Source organism: Streptococcus sp. Marseille-Q7156 (assembly GCF_965119495.1).
On sequence record NZ_CBCPLU010000001.1, the window covers coordinates 1,356,904 to 1,372,012 of the forward strand.

At 43.7% G+C, this 15,109-nt stretch carries 13 protein-coding genes; 4 read left to right on the forward strand and 9 right to left on the reverse strand.

Going from position 1 to position 15,109, the window contains the following annotated elements; all coding sequences use genetic code 11:
* Nucleotides 1-19: 19 nt before the first annotated feature.
* The gene (locus ACWPV5_RS06300) at nt 20-1,681 is read right to left on the reverse strand and encodes a ribonuclease J (RefSeq protein WP_000065614.1); all 1,662 of its coding nucleotides are present in this window, start codon (nt 1,679-1,681) and stop codon (nt 20-22) included.
* A 170-nt stretch (nt 1,682-1,851) separates the two neighbouring features.
* The gene (gene recJ / locus ACWPV5_RS06305; protein ID WP_454382899.1) at nt 1,852-4,074 is read right to left on the reverse strand and encodes a single-stranded-DNA-specific exonuclease RecJ; all 2,223 of its coding nucleotides are present in this window, start codon (nt 4,072-4,074) and stop codon (nt 1,852-1,854) included.
* A gap of 175 nt (nt 4,075-4,249) precedes the next feature.
* Here recJ and ACWPV5_RS06310 point away from each other — a divergent pair, with 175 nt between their 5' ends.
* Genes ACWPV5_RS06310 through ACWPV5_RS06325 form a run of 4 tightly spaced genes read left to right on the forward strand, consistent with a single transcriptional unit; the run spans nt 4,250 to nt 7,172 of the window.
* Nucleotides 4,250-5,008 (forward strand): amino acid ABC transporter ATP-binding protein, encoded by a 759-nt coding sequence (locus ACWPV5_RS06310; protein WP_001229569.1) that lies wholly within the window; start codon nt 4,250-4,252, stop codon nt 5,006-5,008.
* Nucleotides 5,009-5,018: 10 nt separating this feature from the next.
* Nucleotides 5,019-5,813 (forward strand): transporter substrate-binding domain-containing protein, encoded by a 795-nt coding sequence (locus ACWPV5_RS06315; protein WP_219966901.1) that lies wholly within the window; start codon nt 5,019-5,021, stop codon nt 5,811-5,813.
* 12 nt (nt 5,814-5,825) lie between these two features.
* Nucleotides 5,826-6,503 (forward strand): amino acid ABC transporter permease, encoded by a 678-nt coding sequence (locus tag ACWPV5_RS06320; protein ID WP_033680576.1) that lies wholly within the window; start codon nt 5,826-5,828, stop codon nt 6,501-6,503.
* Nucleotides 6,504-6,512: 9 nt separating this feature from the next.
* Entirely contained in the window at nt 6,513-7,172 is a 660-nt protein-coding gene (locus ACWPV5_RS06325; RefSeq protein WP_120769890.1) for an amino acid ABC transporter permease, read from the forward strand.
* Nucleotides 7,173-7,267: 95 nt separating this feature from the next.
* On the opposite strand, the gene ACWPV5_RS06330 is transcribed toward ACWPV5_RS06325, so the two are convergent.
* The 7 genes from ACWPV5_RS06330 to pnp form a co-directional block, all read right to left on the reverse strand.
* On the reverse strand, nt 7,268-8,398 hold the full coding sequence (locus tag ACWPV5_RS06330; protein WP_000229949.1) for an ABC transporter ATP-binding protein: 1,131 nt from the start codon (nt 8,396-8,398) through the stop codon (nt 7,268-7,270).
* A 112-nt stretch (nt 8,399-8,510) separates the two neighbouring features.
* Nucleotides 8,511-9,380 (reverse strand): helix-turn-helix domain-containing protein, encoded by an 870-nt coding sequence (locus tag ACWPV5_RS06335; protein WP_060805882.1) that lies wholly within the window; start codon nt 9,378-9,380, stop codon nt 8,511-8,513.
* A gap of 3 nt (nt 9,381-9,383) precedes the next feature.
* Entirely contained in the window at nt 9,384-9,770 is a 387-nt protein-coding gene (locus ACWPV5_RS06340) for a Mini-ribonuclease 3 (RefSeq protein ID WP_045604720.1), read from the reverse strand.
* Nucleotides 9,763-11,106 (reverse strand): cysteine--tRNA ligase, encoded by a 1,344-nt coding sequence (gene cysS / locus ACWPV5_RS06345; protein WP_060805883.1) that lies wholly within the window; start codon nt 11,104-11,106, stop codon nt 9,763-9,765. Before cysS ends, ACWPV5_RS06340 begins: the two co-directional genes overlap by 8 nt.
* A gap of 81 nt (nt 11,107-11,187) precedes the next feature.
* Nucleotides 11,188-12,072, reverse strand: a complete 885-nt coding sequence (locus ACWPV5_RS06350; protein ID WP_060805884.1) for a GNAT family N-acetyltransferase — start codon at nt 12,070-12,072, stop codon at nt 11,188-11,190.
* 11 nt (nt 12,073-12,083) lie between these two features.
* Nucleotides 12,084-12,701 carry a serine O-acetyltransferase gene (gene cysE / locus ACWPV5_RS06355; RefSeq protein ID WP_049516296.1) on the reverse strand — a complete coding sequence of 206 codons (618 nt, stop codon included), beginning with the start codon at nt 12,699-12,701 and terminating at the stop codon, nt 12,084-12,086.
* A gap of 15 nt (nt 12,702-12,716) precedes the next feature.
* Nucleotides 12,717-14,930: a polyribonucleotide nucleotidyltransferase gene (gene pnp, locus ACWPV5_RS06360; RefSeq protein ID WP_077805446.1), complete on the reverse strand. Its 2,214-nt coding sequence runs from the start codon at nt 14,928-14,930 to the stop codon at nt 12,717-12,719.
* Nucleotides 14,931-15,109: the final 179 nt, after the last annotated feature.

Consider the following 15,109-nt stretch of genomic DNA (forward strand, 5'->3'; position numbering starts at 1 on the left):
TCTCTGTTTATTTCAAAGATTATTTCGCTTCCATGACTACTGGTAAAATAGCTGGACGACGTTTGGTTTGGTCAAAGAGATACTTGGTAAGATTATCACGAACCTTCCCTTTAAGATCTGCCCAGTCAAAGTCATCTCCTTGAAGATAGTCTTCTACCGTTTGGTTAATCAATTCTGAACTTTCACGGAGAATATCACGGCTCTTCTTAAGATAAACAAATCCACGCGTATGAACACGAGCCTTGGCCACAATTTTCTTCTCACGACGGTTAACAGTGATTGCGACGATGAAAATTCCGTCCTCTGACAAGACCTTACGGTCACGAAGAACCACATTTCCAACATCACCAATGGCATTTCCGTCAATCAAGACATCCCCTGCTGAAACCGCTCCAGCTGGAACAAAGTCTCCATTCTCATAAGCCATGCTGGTTCCCTTTTTAGGAATAAAAATGCGTTCTGGCAACATACCAACTGCCATAGCAGCCTTAGCATGGGCATCCAACTCACGGTATTCCCCTTGAATTGGGAAGAGATACTTGGGTTGCAAGAGATTGATCATCAACTGCAAATCACGCGCATTTCCGTGACCTGATACACGCAAGCTTTGAGTGATCAGTTTGACAACACCGCCAGCTTGGTAAATCATATTTTCCACACGCGCCATAACTGCTTCTTTGGCGATAGACGGAGTCGTTACGATATAGACCAAGTCACCGTCCTTGATTTCCACATAACGGTGACGACCAATCGACATCTTGCGAAGACCGTTGATAGGCTCACCCATACGACCTGTCTCAAGGATAATCAACTCATGGTCCTCAAAACGAGACATATCTTTTGGCTTAATCAAAAGACTCTCGTTAGCTAGAGACAATTTCTTAAGGCGAATAGCAGTACGGACAATATTTTCAATATCGAATCCTGTCAAGACCACACGACGGCCTGTTGCATCCGCAGCGTCAAACACCTGCTGGATACGAGAGAGGTTGCTGGCTACTGCTGCAACAATGATACGACCATCCCAGTCCGAAATGGTTTGAGTGATCTCGTCCCCAACTTCACTTTCACTAGCCACTTGAATATTGCTATCTGCATTGGCTGAATCGCTAAGAAGAGCTAGAACTCCATCACGACCGATTTCTGCCAAGCGAGCGAAGTCTGTCGCATAAGATTCACTAGCTGTCTGGTCAAATTTGAAGTCACCTGTATAAACGATGCTACCTTCAGCTGTCTTCAAGACAACACCCAGACTTTCTGGGATAGAGTGGGTCGTACGGAAGAAGGACACCACAGTCCCTCCAAAATCAATCTCTGTATCCTCATCGATAACATGGAAATCATTGAATTTCTTAACTGTGTCATTCCCTTTAACAAAGAGTTTGGCCAACTCAATGGTCAACTCAGAGCCAAATACAGGTACCTTGGCTTCAGCCAAGAGATAAGGCAGAGCACCAATGGCATCTGCATGTCCGTGGGTCAAGAAGACCCCAGCGATACGGTCGCTATTTTCAAAAAGGTAGTCCATATTGGGAATGACTACGTCCACCCCTAGTTGTTCATTTTCAGGGTATTTCAGACCTGCATCCAAAACGAAAATAGACCCATCGATTTCAGCGATATACATATTTTTCCCATTTTCACGCACACCACCAAGTGTTGTTAAACTGATATTACTCATTTTTCCTCCGAAAGCTTAATTAATTTTGATTATAGGGTTACTTGCCCTTTTATTCTAAAAGCACTACTTTTAGCCGAATCTTTTCCTACCATTATACCATTTTTTTGATGATTTTCAAAATGAAGATTTGTTTTCAAAAAAGAGCTGGTTTCCCAACTCTTTCCTATCTGCTATTCTTTTTCCATTAAAAAGTCATAAATTTCTTGCACGGTACCCAGCGCCATCATTTCTTGGTCTTTGACGGTTTGTTTGAGATTTTGGTAAATCTGACTTTCTCCGATTTCCCGCTTTGGTGCCTCTTTATTCACTGTCATGACCCCATCTTTGATCGTCACAAAGCCTAGTTCTTCAAATACTTGAATCATCTTGACCAGCAAGATTTGTTGGATATTGAGATAAGCTGCCAAATCTTTGAGCTTATATCGAATATCAAACTCTGGGAACTGGTAGATGGTCTTGTACAATTTTGCAAACTGCTCTCTAGTCCCATACCCCGTCAGATAGTAGGCCTTATCAATATCATTCTTGAAATAGACAGCGGAAAAATTCTGTTTCTGAAAAATGGTCTTCAGCTGAGTAATATCCTCTGGAATGCTTTTCACGACAACAGCTTCACTATTTACTAGACTCGGTAATTCTCCAGCAAAATCCAAGACTGGAACTCCTTCTGGCAAGACTGCATTCTTCCCACGGATGTTAAAAAGTTGAACACCCTCCACACGCGCATCCACCATCATCAACTGGAGGGCAGTTTGACCATTCCATTGGTTGACAGACAATTTAACTGCCAACTCTAGATTCTTGGTTTGGGCAAATTCTGTTGCCAATCTGCCTTGACCGAAGGCTACCACTTCAAAACTCGCCTCACCCTTGGAAATTTTCAGCTTGAGATGGGCATTGCCTGCCCCCATAGTACGAGCATTTTCGACCTGAAAATCCTTGATATAAAAGACAGGTTTCTGATTGTTCATTCCAAAGGGAGCTAAACGTTCAAAGTTCTTGACTGTTTCCAAGCTAAGTGCTTCCAAATCCAGTTCTTCATCTAGATTTAACTTGTTCTTGCTAGCAGCATCTGCACCTTTTTCACGGACATAATCTTCCAAGACCTGAGATAAATCTGAGAGTTTCTCAACTTCCAGCGTCATTCCTGCTGCGCCAGCATGACCGCCAAATGCGATGAAGAGGTCTCGATGAGGATCCAGAGCCTCAAAAATATCGACCGCTTCCACACTACGAGCACTACCCTTGGCACGACCTTCCTCTATATTGAGAACGATAACTGTCTGCCCTAGTTCTTCCAACAAACGACCAGCCACGATTCCTAGAACCCCAGGATTCCAGCCCTCCTTGGCCAAGACTTGAACCTTCTTCTCAGGGTCCACCATGGTCTTAGCTTCTTCATAGATAGACTGGACGATTTCCTTGCGCTCTTCGTTTTTCTGATGAATCATGAGAGCAATCTCATGCGCTTCCTCATCATCAAACCCAGTCAGCAAATCAATGGCAGGATTGGGATCATCCAAGCGGCCTAAGGCATTCAAACGAGGGGCAATCTGGAAACCAACTGTCTCTTCTGTCACTTCATTGGCAGCAATCCCAGCCATGTCTAGCATTTCTTGTAGACCAATACGCTGAGTATGTCCCAACATTTCCAGACCATACTGAACCAAGATACGGTTCTCATCTGTCAAACTAACCATATCAGCAATGGTACCAATAGCAACCAAATCAAGCAATTCCACTTGTACTTCTTCTAAAAGGGCACAAGCCAGCTTGAAAGCAACTCCACAACCAGCCAAATATTTGAAAGGATAGTTCGCATCCGGATGTTCAGGATGGACAATAGCATAGGCATCTGGCAAGGTTTCAGGCATGGAATGGTGGTCTGTGACAATGACATCCACTCCCATAGACTGGGCCAATTCAATAGCCTCATGACCAGCAACCCCATTGTCCACCGTCACAATCAAGGAAATTCCTTCTTGCTCGATAAAATATTTGTAAACACTGGCATTAGGTCCATAACCATCAGTAAAACGATTGGGCAGGTAAACACGGCACTCAGCACCAAGCTGTTCCAAACTTTCCTTCACAATAGAAGCCGAAGTCATACCATCCGCATCATAATCACCGTAAACGAGGATACTTTCCCCTTCTTCAATGGCCTGACGAATCCGTTCCACTGCCTTGTCCATATCATGGAGCAGATAAGGGTCATGCAAGTCCTCCAAAGAAGGTTCTAAAAACTTCTTCAGACTTTCTTCGTCCTGAATCCCTCTTTCAAATAATAAACGAGCTACCTCAGGACCCAGTCCAGCCTTCTTGGCTATCTTTGTAAAATCCGCATCTTCTACCTGCGGGGCAAACTGCCATTCATAAGTAGGTGTTATCAAAAAGACATCCACTCTTTCTAAGAATTCTATTGCTTCATTATAACATGATTTAGGCTTTTTCTCTATCCAGATTGCTTTTTTATAAAATTTTAGTGAATTTTTAAGATATGATTTGACAAGAAAAATCTTTTGGTGTAAAATCATGTTATAAAATCTAACACAAAGGAGATTCCTTATGGCTTTAGTAGAATTTGAACACGTCGAAAAATATTACGGAGACTACCACGCACTCCGCGACATCAATCTCCGTTTTGAAAAAGGACAAGTCGTTGTCCTACTCGGACCATCTGGTTCTGGTAAGTCCACTCTTATCCGCACCATCAATGGTTTGGAGGCTGTAGACAAAGGAAGTCTTCTAGTAAATGGCCACCAAGTTGCTGGTGCCAGCCAGAAAGATTTAGTTCCTCTTCGCAAGGAAGTCGGCATGGTTTTCCAGCATTTCAACCTCTACCCTCACAAAACAGTGTTAGAAAACGTAACACTCGCACCCATAAAAGTTCTAGGAATTGATAAAAAAGAAGCTGAAAAAACAGCTCAAAAATATCTGGAATTTGTAAATATGTGGGACAAGAAAGATTCATATCCAGCCATGCTATCTGGTGGACAAAAACAACGGATTGCCATCGCACGTGGACTCGCTATGCATCCGGAACTCCTCCTCTTTGATGAGCCAACATCTGCTCTTGATCCTGAAACCATCGGCGATGTTCTAGCAGTTATGCAAAAATTAGCCCACGATGGTATGAATATGATTGTCGTGACCCATGAAATGGGCTTCGCCCGTGAAGTTGCCGACCGTATCATCTTTATGGCTGACGGAGAAGTTTTGGTGGATACGACAGATGTTGATGACTTTTTCGATAATCCAAGCGAACCTCGTGCCCAACAATTCCTCAGCAAAATCATCAACCACGAAAGTGACAAAGTCAAATAAGGAGGCGCCTATGAAAAAGAAATTCTTTTTATCCGCATTATTGATTAGCCTTTTCGGCCTTGCTGCTACAAAACCAGCCCAGGCTGATACCAGTGTCGCAGACATTCAAAAGAGAGGCGAACTGGTTGTCGGTGTGAAACAAGACGTTCCCAATTTCGGTTATAAGAATCCTAAGACTGGGACCTATTCTGGTATCGAAACTGACTTGGCCAAGATGGTAGCTGATGAGCTCAAGGTCAAGGTTCGTTATGTGCCGGTTACAGCACAAACCCGCGGACCCCTTCTAGACAATGAACAGGTCGATATGGATATCGCGACCTTTACCATCACAGACGAACGAAAAAAACTCTACAACTTTACCAGCCCTTACTACACAGATGCTTCTGGCTTTTTGGTCAATAAATCTGCCAAAATCAAAAGCATTGAGGACCTAAACGGCAAAACCATCGGGGTTGCCCAAGGTTCCATTACTCAACGCCTGATTACCGAACTGGGTAAAAAGAAAGGTTTGACCTTTAAATTCGTCGAACTTGGTTCCTACCCAGAATTGATTACTTCCCTACACGCTCACCGTATTGATGCCTTTTCCGTTGACCGCTCGATTCTGTCTGGCTACATCAGCAAGCGCACAGTACTACTAGACGATAGTTTCAAGCCATCTGACTACGGTATCGTTACCAAGAAATCAAATACAGAGCTCAACGACTATCTCGATAACTTGGTTACTAAATGGAGCAAAGATGGTAGTTTGCAGAAACTTTATGACCGTTACAAGCTCAAACCATCTAGCCATACCGCAGATTAAGGAGGACACATCATGACAGATTTATCATCTTGGACTGCCTATTTTCAGGATTTTGGACAATTTTTCAATGGTTTCCTCTTCACCCTTGCCCTAGCAATCGGATCCTTTATCCTAGCCATGGTTTTAGGCATCTTCTTTGGAGCCATGTCAACCAGCAAACGTCCAATTTTGCGCATTTTAGCTCGCATCTTTGTAGAATTTTACCAAAACACTCCCCTCTTGGTGCAGTTTGTCATCGTTTTTTATGGCCTACCTCTTATCAGTGACCATATCATCATGATTCCGATTTATTGGACAGCTGTTCTCTGCGTGGGTCTCTATCACGGTGCCTATATCGCTGAGGTGATTCGCTCAGGGATTCAGTCTATTCCTAACGGTCAGATGGAGGCCGCCTTGTCGCAAGGTTTTACCTATATCAGCGCCATGCGCTTGATTATCTTGCCTCAGGCCTTCCGTATTATTCTCCCACCTTTGACTAACCAAATCGTTAACCTCATTAAGAATACCTCGACAGTCGCTATCATTTCTGGAGTGGACTTGATGTTTGTGACCAAGTCTTGGTCGGCTCTTAACGGAAACTATATCCCAGCATTTCTAGGTGCTGCCCTTCTCTACTTTTCTCTTTGCTTCCCTGTTGCCCAGTTTGGTCGCAAGATGGAGCAAGCCAACAAAAAAGCCTATTCACTTTAGGAGGTTACTATGGAATCCATTTTAGAAGTTTTGACCCCAGATAACCTAGTCTTTATCTTTAAAGGATTTGGCTTGACCCTCTACATTTCTCTGATTGCCATCATCCTCTCTACCCTTATTGGAACGGTGCTAGCCGTCATGAGAAATGGGAAAAATCCTGTCTTACGCATTATTTCCAGTATTTACATCGAGTTTGTGCGTAACGTTCCCAACCTTCTCTGGATTTTCACCATCTTTTTGGTTTTCAAGATGAAATCCACACCAGCAGGAATCACTGCCTTTACCCTCTTTACATCAGCGGCCCTAGCTGAGATTATTCGAGGTGGTCTCAATGCCGTAGACAAGGGGCAGTACGAAGCAGGAATGTCACAAGGCTTCACTTCAGCCCAAATCCTCTACTACATCATTCTCCCACAAGCCATTCGTAAAATGCTGCCAGCCATCATTTCTCAGTTTGTAACTGTGATTAAGGATACCAGTCTTCTCTACTCTGTTATCGCCCTACAAGAACTCTTTGGAGCCAGCCAAATTCTCATGGGCCGTTATTTCGAACCAGAGCAAGTCTTCAGTCTTTATATCCTGATTGCCCTCATCTACTTCAGCTTTAACCTAGCCATTTCTAGCCTATCTCATATGCTAGCCAAACGTTGGCAACAAGCTGCAGAATAAAAAAACAGCTCTCCAAGTACATGGAGAGTTTTTTCTACGCAATCGCTAAAAAACACTGCCAAATTTCTCTAGCAGTGTTTTGATATTTCATTTGCTTAGTAGACTGTTTTTTCAGTTTCTACATCAAAGAAGTGTGCTTTGTTCAAGTCAAATCCAAGTTCAACTGTTGCACCTGTTTGCAAGTAGTCACGAGCGTCAACTTTGGCAACAAATTCATCTTTACCAACTTGGCAGTAAAGGTGAGATTCTGAACCAAGCAATTCTGATACAGAGATAGTAGCTTTGACAACTGATTCTGGGAATGTTTCAAGGAAAGCAGGTTCTGCATTCACGTCTTCTGGACGGATACCGAAAATCAATTCTTTACCTTCGTAGCCTTTTTCACGAAGAACTTTCAATGCTCCTTCTGGAACTTTCAAACGGAAACCGTCTGAAATAATTTCGCTTCCAACCAATTTCACGTTGATGAAGTTCATAGCTGGGCTTCCGATGAATCCTGCTACGAATTTGTTAACTGGGTTTTTGTAAACTTCTTGAGGAGTACCGATTTGCTCAACACGTCCGATAGTACCTGTACCAGCAGGGTTCTTAGTTGCTGACATGATAACGATACGATCCGCAAGTGTCATCGCTTCTGTTTGGTCGTGAGTTACGTAGATAGTTGTAGCTCCGATACGACGGTGGATTTTCGCGATTTCAGCACGCATTGATACACGAAGTTTGGCATCCAAGTTTGACAAAGGTTCGTCCATCAAGAATACTTTTGCATCACGGACAATCGCACGACCCATGGCAACACGTTGACGTTGACCACCTGAAAGGTCAGCTGGTTTACGTTCCAAAAATTCTTTCAATCCAAGAATTTCAGCTGCTTCTTGCACACGTTTATCGATATCTTCCTTGCTGTATTTACGCAATTTCAAACCGAAAGCCATGTTATCATAAACAGTCATATGTGGGTAAAGAGCGTAGTTTTGGAATACCATGGCGATGTCACGGTCTTTTGGAGCTACGTCGTTGACAACCACGCCATCGATAGATGCAGTACCTTCTGTAATATCTTCAAGACCAGCAATCATACGAAGAGTAGTTGATTTACCACATCCTGAAGGACCTACGAAAACGATAAATTCTTTGTCTTTGATGTCCAAGTTGAAGTCTTCAACTGAGTAGTGTTCGCTGTTTGGATATTTTTTGTAAATATTTTTAAGATTCAATTCTACCATGAGGTGAACTCCTTTTGTCTTTTGATAGTTTTATTATAGATGAAAACGCTTTACATTTCTATGGCAAGGTGACCAAAAAAATAAAAAAGTTCTGTGCAACTTGCACAAAACTTTAGAGAATATCTGGTAAAATCAATTGATAACACAAGGTCAGATCTGTCAATTCCTTCAACTGTAGCCCTGTCAATTCTTCCCATTTATCAATCTTGTATTGGAGAGAATTGCGGTGCAGATAGAGTTGTTGGGCTGTTTTAGTGAGAACAGCACTATTTTCCCAAAGAGAGAGAATGATTTCCTGAATCTGATCTTGATCCAAAATCATCTGGTGCAGGCATTCCTTGATTGCCTTCAAGTCCACGAGTCTTTCTCCCATACTCCAAAGATAGAGCTGAGAAAAAGTATGAACACCTTGGTGACCCTGACGCCACCAAGTCTTAAACAAATCGCGCTCTGCTTTAATCAAATCGGATAGGGCTTGGTGCCCCGTCTGAGACCAAACCTGTCCTAACATGATAGATAGACGCAGTCCAAAATCATACTCAACCGCTTCAATCGTATCGCTTAAAATAGCTCGTACAGAGGTGTACTTATCTTGTTGAAGCACGAAAACATAATCCTGAGCCCCAACCTGAAGCACTGTCTGACAGTTAGGAAAAAGGGTCCTCATCATATCCAGCCAAGAAGCTAGATTTTCCTGCTGAAAATAGGAAAGATGACAATAGACCAGCTGAATCTTTTTAAAAGTTTGCGGTGCTTGCCCCTTACCCTCAATCAGATAAGAATACCAAGGATTGAGCGAACGAGCCTGCTCCTGCTGGGTCAAAAGGGCAACCAATTGCTTTTCACGCTCGCTGAGCCCAGCTTCTTCCAGCAAAATCCACTGCTGAGAAGCTAAAGGGAGAGTGAGATAGCCCTCTTTCTCTACTGGTTGGTCTGAAATCTGAGCCTCAGGAAACCAGTCTTGTAGTTCTTTTGCCATCATATCCTAGCCCTCCACTTTTTGGATGCACCATAAAATCAAACTCTCAAGACGTTCCAGATTTTCAGTCATATGGAGATAGCCCATCACGGCTTCAAAACCTGTAGACATACGGTAAGTCACCACATCAGCATTTTTGGCCTTGGTGTGGCTATTGGTATTTCGACCTCTCTTGTAGATCTCTTCTTCTTTTTCTGTTAAGACCTGCTCCTCCAACATAAGAGAAATCAGGCGAGCCTGAGCCTTGGCTGAGACATACTTGGTCGCTTCTTGGTGAAGTTTATTGGGTTTGGTCATACCTTTTAGAATGAGGTGACGACGAATATACATAGAATACACCGCGTCCCCCTCAAAAGCTAACGCAATCCCGTTAATGAGATTGACATCAATCACGTGTCCACCTCACTCCATCTTTGGTGTCAAGGAGCTTAATCCCTTGAGCAGCCAATTGGTCACGGATCTGGTCCGCTGTCGTAAAGTCACGATTGGCACGCGCTTCTTGGCGTTTTTGAATCAAGGATTCGATCTCAGCGTCCAAAACTTCCTCAACAAAGACAATTCCAAAGACTTCCAACATATCCGCAAGAGCTTGCTTGACACTTGCGTCATAGTTGCCGGAATTGATCCATTTGGCCATTTCAAAGACTACTGTGATACCGTTGGCAGCGTTGAAATCCTCATCCATAGCTGCTATAAACTTGTCTTTAAAGGCTTGCAAGTCTTGGGCATCCACGTTTCCTGTAAATGGTTGTTCGTAAGTGTTCTTTAGATACTTGAGATTAGTCTCTGCATCCCGCACTGCCTTTTCCGTAAAGTTGATAGGCTTACGGTAATGTTGTGTCGCAAAGAAGAAACGAAGCACTTGCCCATCAAGAGTTTTAAGGGCATCGTGCACTGTGATAAAGTTACCCAAGGACTTAGACATCTTGACATTGTCGATATTGACAAAGCCATTGTGCATCCAGTAGTTAGCAAAGGTCTTGCCTGTTTTGGCTTCTGACTGGGCAATTTCATTGGTATGGTGAGGAAACTCTAGGTCAGCTCCACCACCGTGAATATCAATGGTGTCGCCCAAAATCTCTGTCGACATGACTGAACACTCGATGTGCCAGCCCGGACGACCAGGTCCCCAAGGACTGTCCCAAGAAATCTCGCCTGATTTGGCAGATTTCCAGAGGGCAAAGTCCACAGGATTTTCCTTACGAGCTGTTTCTTCATCGGTACGACCTGAAGCACCCAGCTCCAAATCTTCCAAGGTTTTATTAGCCAATTTGGCATAGTTGTAAGATTTTTCCACACGGAAATAGACATCTCCTTGACTCTCGTAGGCAAAGCCTTTTTCAATCAAATCTTCCACAAAGCGGATGATGTCAGCCATAAACTCCACCACACGCGGATGGCGGGTCGCAGGTTTGACGCCCAAGGCCGTCACATCCTCACGAAAGGCAGCGATGTACTTGTCCGCAACCTCCTGAGGCGTGATACCTTCTTCCTTGGCACGGTTGATAATCTTATCATCCACATCCGTAAAATTGGAAATATAGGCAACCTCGTACCCACGGTATTCGAAATAACGACGAATGGTATCAAAAGCCACCGTCGAACGGGCATTCCCCACGTGGATATAGTTATACACGGTTGGCCCACAAACATACATCTTGACTTTGCCGTCCTCAATCGGGACAAATTCTCGCAAATCACGAGACATGGTGTCGTAAATTTTAATCATAAATCATAGTCAGGAAAACCAAAATCAAAGAACACTTAGTTTCATCACTAAGAGTTCAATTGAATTTCAGTCCGAATCTCTCTAGACTTCGGAATCCCTTGCTCCTTTCTCATTCAGATAAACCACCTGAGTCTGTTTGACAAAGCCAATTTTTTCATACAAACGTTTAGCACCTACATTGCTATCTTCCACTGCAATCTGAAATTCCTTATCATTTTGCTCAATTAGTTGGTTGACGAGGGATTTTGCTAAGTAGCTTCCATAGCCTTTCCCACGTTCAGGTTCCGATATTGCTAACCCGTAGAAGTAATTCGTATTAGTCGATAAATCTACCGTGCAAGTTCCAATAACCTGACCGTCTTTTAACAAAATATATAAGCGACTTTCTGGATCCTTCAGAGCTTCAGCGACATATCTATCCACAATCTCTCTAGATTCATGCTCTTCTGAGAATGCCTGAAATTTCAACTGACTAATTTGATCCTGATACGAACTATCTGCTAACAAAACTTCAAGATTGGAAACATTTGCTAACGGATAAGGTTTTCTATCCTTACCTAACCAAGTTTCTGTCTCTTCATCCTCGACCAAGCCCCAGTTGCTGATAAAATCAGGATGACGGTCTAGAAAAACACGCTCTGTCTGAAAAGTGACTGAACAAATAGAGAAAGAAGCTGTTTCTCTCTCAAAACTAGTAAACAACGCACGCGCAATTCCCTGACGGCGATGATCTGGATGAACCAGTATCGTCACTTCCACATCTTGGTCATCTGCATAGACAGTTAATAAACCAACAAGTTCGCCTTTTTCATAATAAAGGAAAAAGGCGGGCATGTTTGGATCAAAATTAAGCATGTTAGAGAGATAGGGATCACGATAGGTACCGTCATAGTTTTGGCAACAGTTAATTAGTTTTTTCGCCTCAGATAGCTCCTCTTGGCTTAACTTGTTTCTTGCTTGAATCATATAGGTATCCTCTACAACCCAGACGATCTATGACTGGCTTCTTTAGCCTGCTCGAGTTTATTGACGTAGTACTCTCGTTTTTCTTCGACTTCGTGAATGACCGGCTCATCCTTCTTTCCATGAACACGAACAATCTTGGCCGGAATACCGACAACCGTCACATCACTAGGTACGTCTGCTACAACAACTGCTGCTGCACCGACCTTGGCATTTTCACCGATTTCCACAGGTCCGATAACTTGGGCATGGGCTGATATGAGAGCTCCCTTTCGAACGGTAGGATGGCGTTTGCCACAGTCTTTCCCTGTTCCCCCAAGAGTCACCCCATGATAGAGGAGAACCCCCGTCTCAACGATCGCTGTCTCTCCAATCACCAAGCCAGAACCATGGTCGATAAAGACACCTGAATCAATCTGAGCACCCGGATGAATCTCAATCTGAGTCCAAAAGCGCCAGAACTGACTGTGCATACGAGCCAAGAGTTTGAAGCCATGCTTCCAGAGAAAATGCGAGAGACGGTGGGCCGCCAAGGCCTTGACACCTGGATAAGTCAGCAAAACCTCCAAAGTGGTGCGGGCCGCTGGATCATTTTCTTTTACGATATCAATGGTTTCGCGCCACCATCCCATACATTTCTCCTTTTCTTATTCTGAATCTTTTGGTGTTTCTGTAAATTCTTTCTTAGGTTTGTGATCCCTGTGATGACGTGGGCGGTGAGGTCTCTCAGACTTTTCGCCTTTTTCATCACGTTCAGGTTTTGGAGGACGAGGAAGAAGGGCTTTCATAGAAGCATCCACACGTCCTTTTTCATCAATCTTGATAACCTTAACATCAACTTCATCCCCGATTGCTACCAAGTCTTCGACATTATTGGTACGCGTCCATGCCATTTCAGAAATGTGAACGAGGGCATCTGTCTTGTCAAAGAGGTTAACAAAAGCACCAAATTTCTCGATACGAACGACTTTAGCACGGTAAACTTCATCCACTTTGGCTTCACGGACCAAACCAGCAATAATTTCTTTAGCACGGTTAATAGCATCTTGGTCGCTAGAGTAGATAGACACATTTCCTTCTTCGTCGATATCAATCTTAACGCCTGTTTCAGCGATAATCTTGTCAATGGTTTCTCCACCCTTACCGATGACAATCTTAATCTTGTCCACATCAATCTTGATGGTATCAATTTTTGGAGCAGTTGGAGCCAATTCTGGACGAACTTCTGGAATGGTTGCTTCAATCACATCAAGGATTTCAAAACGAGCTTTCTTGGCTTGGGCAAGGGCTTCAGTCAAGATTTCTGCAGTGATCCCTTGGATCTTGATATCCATTTGAAGGGCTGTAATTCCGTCACGAGTACCTGCAACCTTGAAGTCCATGTCACCAAAGTGGTCTTCCAAACCTTGGATATCTGTCAAGACTGTGTAGTTGTTTCCATCTGAGATGAGACCCATGGCAATCCCTGCTACTGGCGCCTTGATTGGCACACCACCAGCCATAAGGGCAAGAGTTCCAGCACAGATAGAAGCCTGAGATGAAGAACCGTTTGATTCCAAGACCTCAGCTACCAAACGGATAGCATATGGGAATTCTTCCAAACTTGGCAAGACTTGAGCAAGGGCACGCTCACCAAGAGCACCGTGACCGATTTCACGACGACCTGGCGCACCGTAGCGTCCAGTTTCCCCTACAGAGTATTGTGGGAAGTTATAGTGGTGCATAAAGCGTTTCTTATACTCTGGATCCAAACCATCAATGATTTGAGTTTCACCCATCGGAGCCAAGGTCAAGACTGAAAGGGCTTGAGTTTGTCCACGAGTGAAGAGACCAGAACCGTGCACACGAGGAAGGAAGTCAACAACCGCATCCAAAGGACGGATTTCATCGACCTTACGACCATCAGGACGTACCTTATCTTCTGTGATCAAACGGCGCACTTCAGCGTGTTCCATTTGTTCCAAGATTTCAGCCACATCACGCATGATACGGTCAAATTCTTCGTGATCCGCATATTTTTCTTCGTAAACGGCTGTGACTTGATCTTTCACTGCTTGAGTTGCAGCTTCACGGGCCAATTTTTCTTCTACTTGAACCGCTTTTTGGAGGTCGCTGTTGTAGACTGCGATGATTTCAGCCTGCAAATCAGCATCTACATGAAGTAATTCCACTTCTGCTTTTTCTTTACCGACTGCCGCAACGATTTCTTCTTGGAAAGCAATCAATTCTTTGACTGCTTCGTGCCCTTTAAGGAGAGCTTCCAGCATGATTTCTTCTGACAATTCTTTAGCACCAGACTCTACCATGTTGATGGCGTGTTTGGTACCAGCTACTGTCAATTCAAGGAGAGATTGCTCTGCTTGTTCTTGACTTGGGTTAATGATGATTTGACCATCTACATAGCCCACTTGCACCCCAGCAATTGGACCGTCAAATGGAATATCTGAAATGGAAAGTGCCAAGGATGAACCAAACATAGCAGCCATTGGTGCAGAAGCATTTTCATCATAAGAAAGAACGGTGTTGATGACTTGGACTTCGTTACGGAAACCTTCCGCAAACATTGGACGGATTGGACGGTCAATCAAACGCGCTGTCAAAGTCGCATCCGTTGAAGGACGTCCTTCACGCTTCATAAAGCCACCAGGAAATTTCCCAGCCGCATACATTTTTTCTTCGTAGTTGACTTGGAGTGGGAAGAAATCCCCAGTTGCCATTTTCTTAGACATAACGGCCGCAGTCAAGACAGTTGACTCACCATAACGTACAACAACAGAGCCATTTGCCTGCTTAGCAACCTGACCAGTCTCTACAATTAACTCACGACCCGCAAAAGTCGTTTGAAACACTTGTTTTGTCATTTTAATCCCCTTTGGATTGATGAAATTATACGCCTTGCCTACAAAAATCAGGATACAAAGGGCGTAAAGAATCCCGTATGAAAATAGGAGATTGACGCAGTGTGCGATGCACACCAGGAAATCTATCTTTTTCACTAGGGATTTAGCCCGTGTTCAACTATTTAGATACTTTGAAAAGT